Consider the following 17,174-nt stretch of genomic DNA (forward strand, 5'->3'; position numbering starts at 1 on the left):
TTCGTCCTGCCCGTCGCTTTCCGCGTTTCGCGGAGGGCGATTCCGCGTCCGGCGGATCAAGGCCCCGCGTGGTGGGGTTGCCCCCACCCCCCTTCCGGGGGCGCTCCGGGCTGCCCGCCGCACCGCATTCGACCAGCATCGATGGGGTAAGCAACGGCGAAATCGCGGAAACGGAGAACGTCGGATGGCCCCGGAATTGTTCGATCTGCCCGCCGCCTCACTGATCCTGCTGCTCGGCTGCGCCGCGGTGCTGCTGGCGGGCGCCACCCCGCGGCAGCTGTGGGCGCCTGCCGCGGCGGCCGCCGGGGCTTCGCTGGTGCTCTCGCAGGTCGCGCACACCGGTGCGGCCACCGGGCTGGTGCTCTTCGGCATCGGCGCGCTGATCGGGCTCGACCAGGCGCTGTCGATGCTGCGCCGGGACCGCCGCCGGTTGCGGAAACTGGCTTCCCGGCCGCACGCCAGGCACCTGCTGGCCAACCGGCAGCTGACCACCACCGGCCAGCCCGTGCGGCTCGCCGGCGCCGCGGTGGTGCTCGCCACCGCCACCCTGCACCTGGCCGTGCACCACGTGGTGAGCGCGATCCCGGCGGATTCGCCGACGGTGCCGGTGCTCGCGGTGGTGGCCTGCCTGCCGGTGCTGCCCGCCGTGCTCGGCCGGGTCCGCGCCACGCTCACGCGGGTGCCCGCGGCGCAACCCCGCCAAGCTGTCCGTTTGCTGTCGGTACCGCACGACCCGCGTGCCGGAATGCTCCTTTCGGGGGTTGTCCTGCTCGCCACGGCGTTCGCCGCGCTGGCAATGTGAACGACTTTCACGCCTGCCGCCGGAATCTAGCTTTTCCATTGGTTTCCGTGTGCCCCGCACGGGTCGTGTATTCGGTAATGTCGTTTCCGTAACCGGATGTTGGTTTGTGTTGGTTGACGGAGGCGTGGCGTGTCGACTCGTGGTACCGGTGCTCCGGCCCAGCCCCCCGAGTTGATGGGCCGGATGGCGGAATTCGGTTTCCTCCTCGACGCCGCTCGCGGCGCCACCGGCGCGTCGCTGGTCCTGCTCCGCGGTGGCGGTGGTATGGGCAAGACGACGCTGCTGCGGCTGCTGCACCGGGAACTGGCCGGCGAAGCCACCGTGCTGCCCGCCGTGGCGCGCGAACCCGCGCAGCCCTTCGGTGTGCTCCGCGAACTGCTGGCCTCGCTGGACGAAGACGTGGTGGTCGAACCGGAGGGGGACCGGTTCGCCTTGCTCAACGACCTGATGTGCCCGGTGATGCGGGCCCTCGGCCGCGGACCGCTGGTGGTGCTGGTCGACGACGCGGCCGCGGCGGACGAGGAATCCTTGCAGTGGCTGAACTTCGTGCTGCGGCGCGCGGGCAGGTGCCCGGTGCTGGTGGTGCTGGCGCTGCGGCCGGGCGACACCGGGCCGGTGACCGGGCTGGCCGCCGAGCACGAGCCGGTGTCGCTGCGCCTGGACCCGCTGCCGGAGGCGGAGGTGCGCCGCGCCGTGGTGCGCTCGCTCGGTGCCGTGCCCGACGGCGGGTTCACCGCCGCGTGCGCCCGGGTCTCCGCCGGGAACCCCCGGCTGCTGCGCCGCCTGCTCGACGAACTGGCCGCCCGCGGGGTGCGCCCGGAAGCCGGTGCCGTGCCCGCGGTGGTGGCGGCGGGCGAACGGCTGTTGCACTCGGTCGCCGTGGCGTACCTGGCCGAACGGCCACCGCACGTCGGTGCGGTGCTGCGGGTGCTGGCCGTGCTGGACGCCGCGGGGGTGGCCGAGCCCGCCACCCTGCCGGTGCTGTGCGACCTGCCCGCCCGGCTGGTCGCCGAAGCGCTGCAGATCCTGCGCCACGACGAGGTCCTGCGCCCGGAACCGGTTTCGCTGGCCCACCCGGCGTTCGGCCACGCGGTGCTCGCGCAGCTGCCCGGGGACGAGGTGGTGCGGCTGCGGCGGCACGCCGCCGCGGTGCTGACCGACCAGGGCGGGCCGGCGGCGAAGGTGGCGCACCTGCTGATGGCCCTGCCCGAACTGCCGGAGCGGTGGATGCACCGGGTGCTGTGCCAGGCGGCCGCCGCGGTGCGGGCCGAGGAACCGGACACGGCCGTGCGCTACCTGTCCCGGGTGCTGGACTCGGCGCCGGAGGACGCGGAATCGGTGGTGCGGCTGGCCGAAACCGTGGTGGGCACCGAGCCGGCCGCCGCGATGGCCTTCCTCGGGCGGGCCATCGACCGGATCGGTGACGTACGGGTCGGTGCCCGGCTCGCGCACCTGTTCGGCGCCTCCGCGCTCGCCGCCCGCCGCGCGCCCGAGGCGTTCGGCGTGCTGAACCGGATGCTCGCCGAGTTCGACGCCCAGCGCGGTGGCCGGGCCGACGAGGGCGACCACGAACTGCGCGGCCGGATCCAGGTGGCGCTGACCACCGTCGGGCTGAGCGAGGAGACCACCACCGCCGACGTGCTGGCGCGCCTGCCGGAAGCGCGGTGGCTGCGCGGCCCCTCCCACGTCAGCCGGGTGCAGGGCGGACTGGCCGCCTACACCACCATGCTCGGCGGCCGGGACGCCGCCGCGGTGGCCTCGCAGGCCCGCCGGGCCCTGGTGCAGGGCCTGCCGTCGCACTACCCGCCGCCGATCGTCGCCGCGGCCACCGCGCTCAGCTACGCCGGTGAACCGCGGGAGGCGCTGGCCGCGTTGAACCGGCTGCTCAAGACCGCGGGCGCGCCGGTGAGCCGGACCGCGCTGGCGGCGCGCGCCACCGTGCTCGAAGGTCTCGGCGAGCTGCCCGACGCCGCCGCCGACGCGCAGGCGGCGATGCACGGCGCGGCCGAGCTGGAGGGCATGACCGCCGAGGCGGTGGTGCCCTCGGTGCGCCTGGCCTCGGTGCTGGTCAAGATGGGGCAGCCGGACCGGGCCGAGGCGCTGCTGGTGCGCACCCGCTGGCCGCACTTCGGCTGGATGTACCCGCACGCCGTGCTGGCCTCGGCCGAGGTGCTGCGGTTGCGCGGTGATCACCCGAGCGCGCTGGCCATCCTCTTCGACTGCGGCAGGCGGCTGGCCGAGGCGGGCGTGCGCAATCCGGTTTTTGTGCCGTGGTGGCTGGAAGCCGCGTGCGTGCTCGCCGAACTGGACCGGCACGCCGAGGCCGCCGAGCTGGCCGAATACGGCGAGCAGCTGGCAGGCGAGTGGCGCACCGCCGAAAGCCTCGGGCTGGCGCGGCTGACCGCCGGGGTGGCCGCCCGTGGCCGCCGGGCGCTGGACGTGCTCCGCGACGCCGTCGACCAGCTCGCCGAAGCACCCGCGCCGCTGAGCCACGCCAGGGCCGAGTACCTGTTCGGCCGGGCGCTGCTGGCCGCCGACGACACCAAGGGCGCGCGGGCGCACCTGCGCAGCGCGATCGCGCTGGCCACCCAGTCCGGTTACCTCGCGCTCGGTTCGGTCGCGCGTGACCTGCTGGTCTCGGCGGGCGGCCGGATGCACACCCTGCTCGACGCCCGGCGCCTCGGGGCGCTGAGCGGCAGCGAACTGCGGGTGGCCGAGCTGGCGGCGGCGGGGGAGAGCAACCGCGAGATCGCCGACCGCCTGTTCGTCTCGCTGCGCACGGTGGAGACCCACCTGTCGAGCGTGTACCGCAAGCTGCGGATCGGGCTGCGGGACGAACTCCCCGCCGCGCTGCGCGCGCGGTCCGAAGGGCTGGGCGCGTGAGCGGAGGCACGGGGGTCCTGCCCCGGGAACTGCTGGTCGATCGCGAAACCGAACTCGAAGTGCTCACCTCGGCGGTGCGCGGGCTGGCGGCGGGCCGCTCGGCCTACGTCCAGGTGACCGGCCCGCCGGGAGCCGGCCGCACCGCGTTGCTGCGGCACACGATGGCCGCCGCGGCCACCGAGGACGTCCGGGTGCTGCACGCCGCCGGCATCCCGTACCCGCCGGGCGGAACCGGGGCGGGCAACGACGTGGTCGGGACCTTCGCCTCCGGACTCGGTGCCGAGGTCGGCGCCGGGGAACCGGCGGCCGTGCTGTGCGAGCCCTTCGTCACCGCGGCCGTGCAGCGGCCGCTGCTGCTGGTGCTCGACGACGCCCAGTGGATGGACGAGCGGTCGTGGCTCTGGCTGCGGGCGATGCTGCGGCGGCTGAGCTGGGCGCCGCTGCTGGTGGTGGTGGCGATCAACGAGATCGGCACCCCGGCCGAAGCGATGACCGGGGAACTCGGCGCCGAGGCGACCGTGCACGAGCCCGCCCGGCACGTGCTGCGCCTGCGCCCGCTGACCGTCGACGGCGTGCGGCGGCTGCTGTCGGCGAACCTGGACCGCCCGGCCGGTCCGGAGGAGGCCGCGGAACTTCGGCTCCGCACCCGCGGGGTGCCGTCGGTGGTGCGGGCGGCGCTGCTCTCGGGTGAGGACCCGCCGGCCGTGGCCGCGGCCGAGGCCAGGGGCGACTGGGTCAGCCGGGTGATGCGGGTGCTCGCGGCGGAACCCGCCGCGCTGGCCCGCACCGTGGCCGGCTGCGGGAACGACGCCGACTGGCAGCTGGTCTGCGCGGTGTCCGGGCTGCCGCCGGCGGTGGCGGCCAGGGCGGCCGGGGTGCTGCGCCGCCTCGGCCTCGCCGACGGTGGCCCGCCGGAGCGGCCCGTCCGCTTCACCGAACCGGTGGTGGCCGAGCGGGTGCTGGCCGGAATGCCCGCCGCCGAGCGGGCCGAACTGTTCCGCCGGGTTCTCGTGCTGGGCCTGCGCACCGGCGCCGAGCCCGCGTTCCTGGCCCGCGTGGCGCTCAGCGCACCGGCCGGTTCGCCGGGGACCGAACGCCTGCTGCACGGCGAAGCCCGGCGCCTGCACGCCCGGCGTCACCACGAGGAGGCGGCCCGGTTGCTGGAACGCGCGTTGCGGGAACCGGCGGCGGAACCGGCGAAGGCCCGGCTGATGGTCGAACTGGCCGCGGTCGAATCGGTCACCGCGCCGGAGGCGAGCGACCGGCGGCTGGTGCGGGTGCTGCTGGGCGGCGGGCCGGTGGCGCCCGAACTGCGCCTGCGGGCGGCGGACATGCTGGTCTCCCAGAGCCGGCCGGCCGTGGCCCGGCGCACGCTGATCGCGGCGGCCCGGCTGCACGGCATCTCCGAAACCGAACGCGAGGCGCTGACCGCGTTGTGCCACCTGGCCGAGGAAACCATTCCGGAACTCGACGACTACCCCTTCACCACCGCGGCGGCCACCCCGGCCGGGACGGCGGTGGAGACCCCGGCGGGCGCGGGCGTGACCGCCTGGGTGCTCGCCGTCCGCGGGGAGGACCGCGCCAGAGCGGTGGAACTGGCCAAGATCGCGCTGGCGCCGCCGGACCGCTCGGCGCACCCGCTGAGCCCCAGCCTGCTCGCCTGCGCGGTGCTGATGCTCGCCGGTGCCGCCGAGGACGCCGCCAGGAGCGTGGACGAGGTGCTGGTCGAGGCCCGCCGCCGCGGGATGCGGGCGGCGGCGGTGTGGGCCATGCTGACCCGCGGTTCGGTCGCGCTGGTGCAGGAGCGCTGGGACGAGGCCGCGCAGTACTTCGACTGGATGGGCCAGGAACTGCCGGAGCACAGCTGGCACCCGATGGTGGCCGGGCACGCCAGGGCGCTGACGGTGACCCTGCACCTGCAGCGGAACCGGCCCGAGGAGGCCCGCCGGTGCGCCGCCGAACCGCTGCCGCCCGGGGTGGAGCACAGCATGGGCGGCGCGCAGGCGTTGTTCGCCGCCGGACTGGTCCGCCTGGCCGACGGCGATCCGGCCGAGGCGCTGGAACTGTTCCTGGAAAGCGGGCGGCGGATGCTGGCCAGGCAGTGGCTGAACCCGGTGCTGCTGTCCTGGCGCGTGCTGGCCGGGATCGCGCACCTGGCCTGCGGGCAACCCGAGGAGGCGAGGCGACTCGTGCTGGAGGAACACGCCCTCGCCGAGCGCTGGGGCGAACCCGCCTACCTCGGCCGGATCCGGGCGATGAGCGCGCCCGTGCTGGAGCGGTCATGAGCGGCCCGATCACCGTGCGGCGGCCCCCGCTGCTCGAACGCGACGGCGAACTGGCCATCGCCGAGGCCGCCGCCACCGCCGCGCGGGCGGGCACCGGCTCGGTGCTGCTGGTCAGCGGCCCGCCGGGGGCGGGCAAGTCGGCCCTGCTGCGGGCCCTGCCGGAGGTCGCCGGGCTGGCCTGGACCTCCGTGCTGCGCGCGGGTGGGGCGCGGCTGGAACGGGAGTTCACCTGCGGGGTGATCGGCCAGCTGCTCAACCCGCAGCTGTTCGCCGCGTCCCAGGAGGTCCGCGACCGCTGGCTGACCGGGGCCGCGGGCCGGATCTGCGCCCCCTCGGACGGGCCCAGCACCAACGGCCTGATCCGCCGCGACATCCCGCCGCGGCAGCTGCTGGCCGGGCTGGACGCGCTGCTGGCCAACATCAGCGCCGACCGCGGTCCGCTGCTGGTGCTCGCCGACGACGTGCACTACGCCGACGAACCGTCGCTGCGCTGGCTGGCGCACCTGGCCCAGCGCGTGGCGCACCTGCCGCTGCTGCTGGTGTGCGCGGTCCGCGACGGTGACGCACTGGCCGACGAGCCGCTGGTCCGCCAGCTGGCCGAGGCCGCCACCACCACCGTGCGCCCGCGCCCGCTGAGCGCGTCGGCGGTGCTGGGCCTGGTCAACTGGCACACCGGCGGGCAGGCCGAGGCGGAGTTCGCCGCCGCCTGCCGGGAGGTCACCGGCGGCAACCCGATGTTCCTGGCCACGCTGCTCGACGAACTGGCCGCCGAGGAGGTCGAGCCGGTGGCGGCGAACCGCGCCCGCGTGCACGCGGCCCGGCCGGTGCGGTTGCGCGACTGGCTGCTGGCGTGCCTGCACGCGCAGCCGGAACCGGTGCGCGAGGTGGCGAAGGCGATCACCGTGCTCGGCGAGCACGCCGACCTGGACCTGATCTGCCGGCTGACCGGGCTGGACGAGGTGGCCGGCGAGCTCGCCCTGCGCACGCTCGGCCGGTTCGGCCTGCTGGACGGGCGCTCGCCGCGGTTCGCGCACGCACTGGTCCGCGACGCGCTCGACGAGTCGATGACCGTCGACGAGCGGGAGCGGGCCCACGTGCGGGCCGCCGAGGAACTGCACCTCGGCGGGATCCCGGCCGAGGAGGTGGCCGAACGCCTGCTCGGCGTGCTCTCGGTGCGCCTGCCGTGGGCCGCTGAGGCGTTGCGGAGCGCGGCCGACGCGGCGGTGCGGCGGGGGGCGCCGGAGGCCGCCGTGCGGTACCTGCGCCGGTTGCTGCTGGACGACACGCTGGACGACAACGACCGCGCGGCGGCCTACATGGCACTGGCCACCGCCGAGGTCGGGGTGGACCGGGAGGCGTCGGTCCGGCACGTGGCCCAGGCCACCGCGTTGCTCACCACCCCGGGTGACCGCGCCGCCGCGCTGGTCCGGCTCTCGCCGGCGTTGTTCGCCGACGCACCCCCTTACGTGCGCGACCTGCTCGACGAGGTGGTGGGCCAGCTCGGCGCGCCGGGTGAACTCACCGGTGGCGACCGGGAACTCGCCCTGCACCTGGAGGCCAGGGCACGGCACCTCGGCTCGACGGACCCGGCCGAGCTGATGGCCTCGGCGTGGCGGCTGCGCGGGTTCGGCCCGGACCCCGCGGTGAACACGACCGCCGAGCGGGAACTGCTGACCGTCCTGCTCTACGCCACCACCAAGGTTTCCGGCGCCACCGCCGCCGAAGCGGCCCGGCTGGCCGCGCGCATCCTCCGGCGCGAGCCCGCCACGCCGTCACACGTGCACGGGGTGCTCCCGCTGCTGGTGGAAACGTTGTGCGCGGCGGATTCGGTGGAGGAGCTGGCGCCGTGGCTGGACAGCGCGCGGGAGCAGTGCGGGGACAGCGGCAGCGCGGTCGAACGCGACCTGATCGACGCCGAGCGGACGCTGGTCGCGCTCAACCGGGGCAGGCTGACCGAAGCCGGGGAAATCGCCCACCGGGTGCTGGCCGGCCCGCCGCCGGACTGGGCCAGGACCGGCACGGCCATCCTGGTGCCGCTCTCGCTGACCGCGGTGACCACCAGGGACGGCGAGCTGATCCGCCGCCTGCTCGCCGATCCGCCGGAGGAGGGCACGAACGTGCTGGCCGCCGCGGTGCTGGGGCTGCTGCGCGGCACCGCGGCGGCGCTGGAGGGCGATCGCGAGTCGGCGCTGGCGTTCACCCTGGACATCGGCTGGCAGCTGGAACGGGCGGGCTGGCGCAATCCCGGCCTGTTCTCGTGGCGGTTGTCCGCGGCGGCGTTGCACCGCAGGCTCGGGGACACGGCCTCGGCCAGGGAACTGGCCGAGCAGGAGCGCCTGCGGGCCCGCGAGTGGGGGGCGCCCGCCGCGATCGGGCGGGCGGCCAGGGTGGCCGGTGACCTCACCCCCGGCGCCGAAGGGCTGGCGCTGCTGCGTGAGGCGGTGGCGGTGCTGGGGACCTCGGCCAACCGGTCCGAACTGGCCAGGGCACTGGTCCGGTTGGGGCAGCGGTTGCGGGAGACCGAGCCGGACGAGGCCGCGGAGCACCTGAGCCGGGCCCGGGAGCTCGCCGAAGAGTGCGGGGACCTGGTGGCCGAGCGGTGGGCCCGCCGGGTGGGGGAGCGGCGAGCCGGGGCGGGCACGCTGACCCCCGCCGAACGCCGGGTGGTGGAGCTGGCCGCGGCGGGCGAGACCAACGCCGGCATCGCCCGGTCGCTGGAGGTCAGCGTGCGGGCGGTGGAGAAGCACCTGACGAACTCGTTCCGCAAGCTGGGGGTGCGGCGGCGCACCGAGCTGGCCGGGGCCGTCCGCGCCCAGCAGCGCTGAGGTGGGGTTTCACCAACCGTACCCCGGTGGTGTGGTCCGCCCACTGGTCGGGTAACCGGCGGTACGGCACCACGAGATTAAGTCCGGGTCTATGAGTCCGTGTGGGTTTGGGTTGACTTGATCACCGGCCGTTCCTAGCCTCGACAAACGTAACCGAAACATGCCGCTGTCCGGCGGCGCTCATTCCCAGGCAGGGGACGGTCGATGCAGTCGAATACCGGCGAGTGGTGGCGCAGCTCCGGGAAAAGGGTAATCAGGTAGGTGGCCGCCCAGAGCAAGCAGGTGAATTCCATGTTGGATGAACCGATGGCTTCGGCCGCGAAGAAGAGGTGGCCCCTGCAATTGGTGCCCGCCGGCGAATCGCCGATGAGCGAACTGGCGGAGCTGATCGGCTCGCTGGCCGAGAGCGCGCCGCCCGCGGTCCGCGCCCGGTTGCGCGTGCTGCTGGAAAGTGCGCAGGAGCAGACCGACGCGGTGACCCCGCTGGAAGCCGCGGTGCACCCACCGGCGGAACTGGCCGCCAGGCTGATCGCGGACGGCACCGCGCCGCCGCACGTGGAACCGCTGCTGGCACAGCTGTACGTGGTGACCGTGCTGCAGGCCGGGCCGCGCGAGCAGGGCGAAATCGCCGACGCGCTGGCGGGCTACGGGCCGGAAACCCTGGTGGCGCCCTGTCCTTCGGGTGCGGTCGCGCTGATCCCGGACGACGACGGGGACCGCTCTTCGCGCATCACCCAGGAACTGGGCAGGCGGCTGCGGGGCCGCGTCTGGTGCGCGGTGGCCGGCCGCACCAGGGCGGAGATCCCGGACGGCTACCGGGAAGCGGTCGAGGTGCTGAAGCTGGCCAAGGCCGCGGGCAGCGAACCGGGGGTCTACGGCCGCGGCGACTTCCTGGTCGAATACGCGGTTTCCCAGCACGAGGCGATCGCGGACAACCTGGTGGAGATCATCCGGCCGCTGATGGCGAGCACGGTGCTGCGGGAAACGCTCGGCGTGCTGATCCGGGCCGACTACAACCGCAGCCGGGCGGCGAAGGACCTCTACATCCACCGCAGCACGCTGGACTACCGCCTGCGGCGGATCGAGAAGATCACCGGGCACAACCCGATGACCGGCCGCGGCGCGCAACTGCTCGGTGCCGCGATGACCGTCTACGCCTCACGCGATTCCGCGTAAAAATAACACTGTTTTCTCAATTCTCACCCCGGTCGCTTTCTGCTGACCGGGGTGGTTTCCGTGTGCGTATCCCGATCGAATTCCTGAGAAAACTACGGGAATTCTCAGTCTTCGCCGCGCGGAATCGGTTTCCGATTACTGCGGATAGCCGGTGCGCCGCCGGCGCACTTACCTTTCGGGCGGTGCTACTCGAAATGGGTGACGAGGATGGCTGGAGATCTGGTGACTGCCTTGACCGACCGTGACCGCGAGTGGTCGGTGCTGACCGGCGCGCTGGCCGCGCTCGGCCGGGGCGCGGGCGGGGTGGTGCTGGTGGAGGGCGAGCCGGGGGCCGGCCGCAGCCGCCTGCTGGCCGAGACCGTGGCCGCGGCGGCGGGGTGCGGGGTGGCGGCCTGTTCGGCCCGTGCCGACGAACTGACGCAGTGGACGCCGCTGGCGCCGCTGGCCGACGCGCTCGGCGCGACGGTGTGGGCGCTGGCGCGCCCCGACGACACCCCGATGCGCCTGTCCGCCCGGCTGCTGGGCGAGATCGAGGACCGCGCCCGCCGGGCCCCGCAGCTGATCGCGCTCGACGACGTGCAGTGGGCCGATCCGATGACCCTGGCCGCCTTGCAGTCCTTCGCCGCGCACCTGCGTGGTGCGCCGGTCACCTGGGTGCTGGCGCGGCGGGACGGCACCGAGCAGGGCCGCACCGGCGCGGCCGCCGCGCGCCTGTTCGACCGCCTCGCCGGCGCCGGGGCCCAGCGCCTGCGGCTGGCCCCGCTGCCGGAGGCCGCGGCGACCGGACTGGTCGCCGACGTGCTCGGCACCCCGCCGGGCGAGGAGCTGGCCGCGTTGATCGCCGGCGCGGGCGGCAATCCGGCGTTGCTGGTGGCACTGGCCGAAGGGCTGCGGGAGGAGAACGCCGTCCGCGACGGCGAGCTGTGCACCGGCCGGTTGCCCGCCCGGCTGACCGGCGCGGTGCACGAGCGGCTGAGCGCGTTCAGCGCGGACACCGTCGGCGTGCTCGAGGTCGCCGCCGTGCTCGGCCACACCTTCCACGCCGCCGACGTGGCCGAACTGCTGGGCCGCACGGCCGCCGACATCGCCCGCGCGGTGCGCGAGGTGGTCGACTCGGGTGTGCTGACCGGCTCCGGTGACGGCGAACTGTCGTTCCACTGCGGCCTGCTCCGGCGGGCGATCAGCGAGGTGATCCCCGCGTCCGTGCGCACCGCGCTGCACCGGCAGGCGGGGCTGCTGCTGCTCGGCCGCGGCACCGGTGCCCGCGGGGCGGCGGTGGACCACCTGCTCAGCGGCGCGCTGCCCGGGGACACCCAAGCGGTCCAGGCGCTGGCGACCGCCGCGGCGCGCGTGGTCGACACCGAACCGGCCACGGCGGCCACCATCGCGGCGAAGGCGCTGGCGCTGGCTTCGGCCGATGACGCCGAAGTACCCGGCCTGACCGCCACGCGCGCGGACGCGCTGGTGCGCTCGGGCGCCCTCGCCGACGCGGCCGACCTGGTGACCGCGGGGGACGGGACGCGACTGCGGACGATCGCGGCGTCCCTGCGCGTGCTCACCGGCCGCGGCACCGAAGCCGCGGCGGAACTGGAGCCGGGCGGCGATCCGGAGAGCCAGGCCGTCCGGCTGGCCGCGTTGGCCGGGACCGACTCGGGCGTGACCCTGGCCGAAGACCTGGCCGGGCAGGACGACGCCGCCGGTGCCGTTGCCCGGCTGCTGCTGGCCGAAAAGGCTTGGGGCGCCGGGGAAGTCGCGGAAAGCCTGCGGCTGGCCCGGGCCGCGGCGGCCTGCCCGGTGCCGGAACTGGCCGTGGTGCCGCTGCCGCACCCCGCGCTGGTGCTGGCCGAACGCCTGGCGCAGCTGGGCGAGGCCGAGCAGGCCGAAGCGGTGCTCGCCGACATCGAAGCCCGCGTCGAGCAGGCCGCGCACGTGCCGTTCGGGGTGGCGGTGCGGGTGACCCGCGCCCGCCTCGCGCTCTGGGCCGGGCGGCTCGGTGACGCGGCGGCCGAAGCCGAGGCCGCGATCGAGACCGGAGCCGGGGTGGCCCGGTTCCTGCCCGGTGCGCACGCCGTGCTCGGCGAAGTCGCCCTGCGCCGCGGGGAACTCGGCGACGCCGAACAGCACATCGAGCGGTACCGCGGCCTGCCCGGCCACGACCCCGCCACCCGGACCTGGCTCGACCTGCAACTCGCGTCGGCCCGGCTGGAACCCGCCGAGGTGCTCACGCGGTACGGGCGGACCCGGCCCGGCCCGCCCCTGCTGCTGCACCCGGTGGCGGCGGGGTGGCTGGCACGCACCGCCGTCGCCGCCGGCGATCCCACGCTGGCCGGGCTCGCGGCCTCCGGTGCCGCCGAACTCGCCGCCCGCAACCCGGAGTTCCCCGTGTTGTCCGCCGCGGCCGCGCACGCCGCCGGGGTGAGCCTGCGCGACCCCGGCAGGCTGCGGGAGGCGGTGGCCGCGCACGCGCACCGCTGGGCCGTGGCGTCGGCGGCGGAGGACCTCGCCGGGGTGCTGGCCCGCGAAGGCAAGCCGTCCGCCGCCGTGGTGTCCGAACTGGACACCGCGCTGGAGGGCTACCAGTCGACCGGCGCGCTGCGCGACGCGGCACGGGTGCGCAGCCGGTTGCGCGCGGCCGGGGTGCGGCGGCGGCACTGGACCTACGCCGAGCGCCCGGTCTCCGGCTGGGCCAGCCTGACCGACACCGAACGCGACGTGGCCGAGCTGGTCGCGCAGGGGCTGACCAACCGGCAGGTCGCCGCCCGCATGTTCGTCTCACCGCACACCGTCCACGCGCACCTCGGGCGCATTTTCCGGAAATTGGACGTGAATTCCCGGGTCGAGCTGACCGGCTTGCGATACCAGGTCGCGTGATGCGCGATCCGCGTGCTTTATCAGATTTTCGCGGATTGTCCCCACCAGTCCACAGGGAGATGATTGTCCTATGTTCCAGCGTTCCGGAATTCGGCGAAGGCGGCCGGTATGCCGTTGATCACCGAACCGCACCAGTTCAACGTCGGCGATCTCTACGTCGATCTGCTCGGTATGCTCGGGCAGCCGCTCTACCTCAAGTGCGAGGGGTTCAACTTCGCCGGTTCGATCAAGCTCAAGGCCGCCGCGGAAATGGTTTCCGCCGCCGAGCGCTCGGGTGCGCTCGGCCCGGAATCGGTATTGGTGGAATCGTCTTCCGGAAATCTCGGCGTGGCGCTGAGCATGATTCTCGCCGCCCGGGGCCGCCGGTTCGAATGCGTCACCGACATCCGCTGCAACCCGGCCGCGGTGCGGTTGATGGAAAGCTACGGCGCGGTGGTGCACCTGGTCACCGAACCGGGTGCCGACGGCGGTTTCCTGACCGCGCGGCTGGACCACGTGCGTGAGCTCTGCGCCCGCGACGACCGGTACGTCTGGCTCAACCAGTACGCCAACCCGGACAACTGGGGCGCGCACTACCGCACCACCGGCCCGGAGATCCTGAAGCAGTTCCCGGACGTCGAAGTGCTCTTCGTCGGCGCGGGCACCACCGGCACGCTGATGGGCTGCGCGCGGTACATCCGCGACGAACGGCTGCCGGTCAAGGTGGTCGCGATCGACGCGGCGGGCTCGGTCACCTTCGGCCTGCCGCCCGCGCGGCGGCTGATCCCCGGCCTCGGCACCAGCACCCCGCCCGCCATCTTCGACCGGTCCTTCGTGGACGACGTGGTCCACGTCAGCGAACCGGACTCGATCGCGATGTGCCGCAAGCTGGCCGGCCACGGTTTCCTCTTCGGCGGCTCGACCGGCACCGTGCTGGCCGGGGCGCTGGACTGGCTGTCGCGGAACCGGATGTCGGGCACCGGTGTGCTGATCGCGCCGGACCTGGGTGAGCGCTACCTCGACTCGATCTACGACGACGGGTGGCTGGCAAGCAACTACGAGAGGGAAGGGGCGCCACTGTGAACGACGTGGAGATCGCCGAGCGCAAGGCCGTGATCAAGGAACTGGCCTGCGAGGCGTTCGAGATCGAGCCGGAGGAACTAACCGAGCACACCCTGTTCGACGAGGACCTCGGCATCGACTCGCTGAGCGCCATCGACCTGCTCGCCGCGCTGGAGAAGCGCTTCGGCGTGGAGATCGACCAGGTGGACCTGTCGCGGCTGATGAGCCTGGCCGCGGTCTACGAGTTCGTCGCCGAAGAGCTGGGCTGGGCTTCCGGCACCGGCGTCCCGGCCGCCGCGGAGCCGGTGACCGGCGCGGTGAGCAGGTCCTGATGACCGCCGCGCCGGCCCGCCGGGTGGTGATCACCGGCATGGGCGCCGTGTCCAGCATCGGCATCGGGCTGCCCGAGTTCACCGCGGGCCTGCGGGCGGGCCGGTCCGGCGCCGGTCCGGCGACCGCCTTCGACACCACGGGTTTCCCGTCGGAACTGCTCTGCGAGGTGACCGGGTTCGAGCCGGGGGACTGGCTGTCCGGCCCGCCCGGCGGGCTGAGCCGGACCAGCGAGTTCTCCGTGGCCGCGACGGCGATGGCACTGGCCGACGCCGGGATCGGCGCCGAAGCGCTCCGGCCCCGGCGCGGCACGATCGTGGTGGGCACCACGGACGGCCAGTCGCAGGACATCGACAGCCTGGTGGCCGCGCTGGTCGGCGGCGGGCAGGCGGACCCGGTGCTCGCCGGGCGGCTGTCCGCGCAGCGGCTGGCGCTCGACATCGCCGCCGAGTTCGAACTGTCCGATGTGGACGCCTACACCATCGGCACGGCGTGCTCGGCGGGCAACTACGCGATCGGCGACGCCTTCGACGCGGTCCGCTCCGGCACGGCCGACTACGCGCTCGCCGGTGGCGCGGACGTGGTCAGCCGCCGCAACTTCGCCAGCTTCCACCGGCTCGGCCTGGTCGCCCCGGACGCCTGCCGCCCGTTCGACTCCGGGCGCGTGGGCATCCTCAACGGCGAGGGCGCGGGCATCGTGCTGCTGGAGACGCTGGATTCGGCACTGGCCCGCGGGGCCCCGATCCACGCCGAAGTACTGGGGTACGGACTCAACTGCGACGGCAGGCACCCGGTGGCGCCCACCCGGTCCAGCGTCGCGCGGTGCATGCGGCTGGCGCTGGACGACGCCGAGGTCAAACCGGAGGAGGTCGACCTGATCTCCGCGCACGGCACCGGCACCAAGCTCAACGACATCACCGAGTGCGACGCGATCCGCGACGTCTACGGCGAACGGCCGCCCCGCACCATCTCGCTCAAATCGATGCTCGGCCACGCGATGGGCGCCTCGGCCGCGCTGGGCACGATCGCCTGCGCGGTGGCGCTGGAGCACGGTTTCGTGCCGCCGACGATCAACCACCGCGAGACCGATCCGGCGTGCGGGGTGGACTGCGTGCCGAACCGGGCGGTGGCGGCCGAACTGCGGGTGGTGCAGAACAACGGGCTGGCCTTCGGCGGCAACAACGCCGTGCTGCTGCTCGGCAAGTACGAGAGGAGCGCGTTGTGACGGCGGGAAACCCGGTGATCACCGGCTGGTCGGCGGTGTCCCCGTTCGGCGCCGCGACCGGCGACTTCGCCGAGGGCGTCCGCACCGGTCGGCCGATCGAGGGCGGACCCGCCTTCCTGGTCCCGGACTACGACCCGAAGACGCTGGTCAGCGGCCGGGTGGGCCGGTCGACCGATCGCGCCACCGTGTTCGCGCTGGCCACCGTGGGCAGGCTGGCCGAGCCCGAGGCCGAACCCAGCGGCCGCGTCGGCCTGGTGCTCGGCACCACCGCGGGCAGCATGCGCAGCACGATGAGCATCACCAGGGACTCGCTGCTCGGTGAGAAGCCCATCCACGTGGACACCAAGGTGCTGCCCGCGGCGGTGATGAACTACGCCGCCGCCCAGTGCGCCATCCGGTACGGGCTGACCGGCCCGAACACCACGATCGCCGGTGGCCCCGGTGCCGGGTTGTTCGCGCTGGCCTACGCCAACCGGCTGCTCGCCGCCGGGCGGGCCGACCGGGTGCTGGCCGGTGCGGTCGAGGAGTGCTCGGCCGAGCGCGCCTGGCTGCACAGCGGGGGAGCGCTCGGCGAAGGCGGCGTGGTGTTCAGCGTCGAGCCCGCACCGGCCACCGGGCTGGCCGAGATCGCCGCGCTGCACAGCCGGGTGGTGCTCGGCGAAGGCGAGCAGGCGGTGACCGAAGCCCTGCGCGCCACCACCGCCGCCCTGCTGGCGCAGGCGGGAGCGGCGCCGGAGGAGGTCTGGGCGGTCGTCCCGGCCACCGGTTCGGCACCCGAACGCGCGGTGGCGGCCGAGTTGTTCGGCGGCGAGGTGCTCGGCCGCGCACCCGGCGGCTGGTTCGGCGACACCGGCGCGGCCTCGGCGGCCTTCGCCGTGGCCACCGCGCTCTGCCAACCCGGTCCGGCGGACCGGCTCGTGCTCGTGCCGTCCGGTGATCCGGCCGGCAGCGCCGCGGGAATCCTGTTGCGAGTGAAGGGAAATCGATGAGTTCAGGGGTGGCCCTGGTCAGTGGCGGAGCCAGGGGGATCGGCCGGGCGTGCGTGCGGCAGCTCGCCCAGGACGGCTACGACGTGAGTTTCTGCTACCGCGCCGACGAGCGCGCGGCCACGGAACTGGAGAAGGAACTGGGTGAGGAGGGCACCCGGGTGCTGGCGATGCGCGCCGACGTCACCGACGCCGCCGCGGTCAAGGACTGGGTTTCCCGCACCGAACGCGAACTCGGCCCGGTCACCACCGCGGTCACCGCCGCCGGGATCACCGCCGACACCCCGCTGGCCACCATGCCGGACGAGAAGTGGACCAGCGTGCTGCGCACCAACCTGGACGGGGTGTTCAACGTCTGCCGCGCGGTGGTCTACCCGATGATGAAGCGCCGCGAGGGCTCGATCACCACGCTGTCCTCGGTGACCGGGGTCTACGGCAACGCCGGGCAGACCAACTACGCCGCCTCGAAGGCCGGGATCATCGGCTTCTCCAAGTCGCTGGCCAGGGAGGCGGGCCGGTTCGGCGTCCGGGTGAACGTGGTGGCACCCGGCCTGATCGACACCGACATGGCCGACGCCATGCCGGAGAAGGCCCGCAACAACCTGATCGACTCGATCGCGCTGCGCCGCCCCGGCAGCCCCGAAGAGGTCGCCGACCTGGTCGGCTTCCTCAGTTCCGAGCGGGCCGGGTACATCACCGGCTCGGTGCTGGAAATCCACGGCGGCTACGGCGGCTGAGCGCGCGCACCGG

General features: G+C 74.4%; 11 protein-coding genes. All 11 read left to right on the forward strand.

What is annotated here, in order from left to right:
* Window positions 1-184 precede the first annotated feature (184 nt).
* A complete protein-coding gene (locus tag AC07EG_RS22185; RefSeq protein ID WP_478255047.1) occupies window positions 185-802 on the forward strand; it encodes a hypothetical protein in 618 nt (205 codons plus the stop codon).
* Between the two features lie 129 nt (window positions 803-931).
* Window positions 932-3,685 carry a LuxR C-terminal-related transcriptional regulator gene (locus AC07EG_RS22190; RefSeq protein WP_478255048.1) on the forward strand — a complete coding sequence of 918 codons (2,754 nt, stop codon included), beginning with the start codon at window positions 932-934 and terminating at the stop codon, window positions 3,683-3,685.
* Entirely contained in the window at window positions 3,682-5,970 is a 2,289-nt protein-coding gene (locus AC07EG_RS22195) for an AAA family ATPase (RefSeq protein WP_478255049.1), read from the forward strand. Before AC07EG_RS22190 ends, AC07EG_RS22195 begins: the two co-directional genes overlap by 4 nt.
* The gene (locus tag AC07EG_RS22200) at window positions 5,967-8,795 is read left to right on the forward strand and encodes an ATP-binding protein (RefSeq protein ID WP_478255050.1); all 2,829 of its coding nucleotides are present in this window, start codon (window positions 5,967-5,969) and stop codon (window positions 8,793-8,795) included. Before AC07EG_RS22195 ends, AC07EG_RS22200 begins: the two co-directional genes overlap by 4 nt.
* Window positions 8,796-9,086: 291 nt before the next feature.
* On the forward strand, window positions 9,087-9,971 hold the full coding sequence (locus AC07EG_RS22205; RefSeq protein WP_478255051.1) for a PucR family transcriptional regulator: 885 nt from the start codon (window positions 9,087-9,089) through the stop codon (window positions 9,969-9,971).
* Between the two features lie 231 nt (window positions 9,972-10,202).
* Window positions 10,203-12,842: a helix-turn-helix transcriptional regulator gene (locus AC07EG_RS22210; RefSeq protein ID WP_478255052.1), complete on the forward strand. Its 2,640-nt coding sequence runs from the start codon at window positions 10,203-10,205 to the stop codon at window positions 12,840-12,842.
* Between the two features lie 108 nt (window positions 12,843-12,950).
* Window positions 12,951-13,904 carry a 2,3-diaminopropionate biosynthesis protein SbnA gene (gene sbnA / locus AC07EG_RS22215; protein ID WP_478255053.1) on the forward strand — a complete coding sequence of 318 codons (954 nt, stop codon included), beginning with the start codon at window positions 12,951-12,953 and terminating at the stop codon, window positions 13,902-13,904.
* On the forward strand, window positions 13,901-14,215 hold the full coding sequence (locus tag AC07EG_RS22220; RefSeq protein ID WP_478255054.1) for an acyl carrier protein: 315 nt from the start codon (window positions 13,901-13,903) through the stop codon (window positions 14,213-14,215). The genes sbnA and AC07EG_RS22220 overlap by 4 nt, the downstream gene beginning before the upstream one ends.
* On the forward strand, window positions 14,215-15,438 hold the full coding sequence (locus AC07EG_RS22225) for a beta-ketoacyl-[acyl-carrier-protein] synthase family protein (protein ID WP_478255055.1): 1,224 nt from the start codon (window positions 14,215-14,217) through the stop codon (window positions 15,436-15,438). Before AC07EG_RS22220 ends, AC07EG_RS22225 begins: the two co-directional genes overlap by 1 nt.
* Window positions 15,435-16,427 carry a beta-ketoacyl synthase N-terminal-like domain-containing protein gene (locus tag AC07EG_RS22230; RefSeq protein ID WP_478255056.1) on the forward strand — a complete coding sequence of 331 codons (993 nt, stop codon included), beginning with the start codon at window positions 15,435-15,437 and terminating at the stop codon, window positions 16,425-16,427. Before AC07EG_RS22225 ends, AC07EG_RS22230 begins: the two co-directional genes overlap by 4 nt.
* On the forward strand, window positions 16,424-17,161 hold the full coding sequence (gene fabG / locus AC07EG_RS22235) for a 3-oxoacyl-ACP reductase FabG (protein WP_478255057.1): 738 nt from the start codon (window positions 16,424-16,426) through the stop codon (window positions 17,159-17,161). The genes AC07EG_RS22230 and fabG overlap by 4 nt, the downstream gene beginning before the upstream one ends.
* Window positions 17,162-17,174 lie beyond the last annotated feature (13 nt).

Source organism: Amycolatopsis sp. NPDC045836 (assembly GCF_056431745.1).

Bases quoted from the DNA above. Each gene is read 5' to 3' on its own strand.
- AC07EG_RS22225 (WP_478255055.1), top strand. From the start codon at position 14,215: ATGACCGCCGCGCCGGCCCGCCGGGTGGTGATCACCGGCATGGGCGCC.
- AC07EG_RS22205 (WP_478255051.1), top strand. From the start codon at position 9,087: ATGTTGGATGAACCGATGGCTTCGGCCGCGAAGAAGAGGTGGCCCCTG.
- fabG (WP_478255057.1), top strand. From the start codon at position 16,424: ATGAGTTCAGGGGTGGCCCTGGTCAGTGGCGGAGCCAGGGGGATCGGC.
- AC07EG_RS22185 (WP_478255047.1), top strand. From the start codon at position 185: ATGGCCCCGGAATTGTTCGATCTGCCCGCCGCCTCACTGATCCTGCTG.
- AC07EG_RS22200 (WP_478255050.1), top strand. From the start codon at position 5,967: ATGAGCGGCCCGATCACCGTGCGGCGGCCCCCGCTGCTCGAACGCGAC.
- sbnA (WP_478255053.1), top strand. From the start codon at position 12,951: ATGCCGTTGATCACCGAACCGCACCAGTTCAACGTCGGCGATCTCTAC.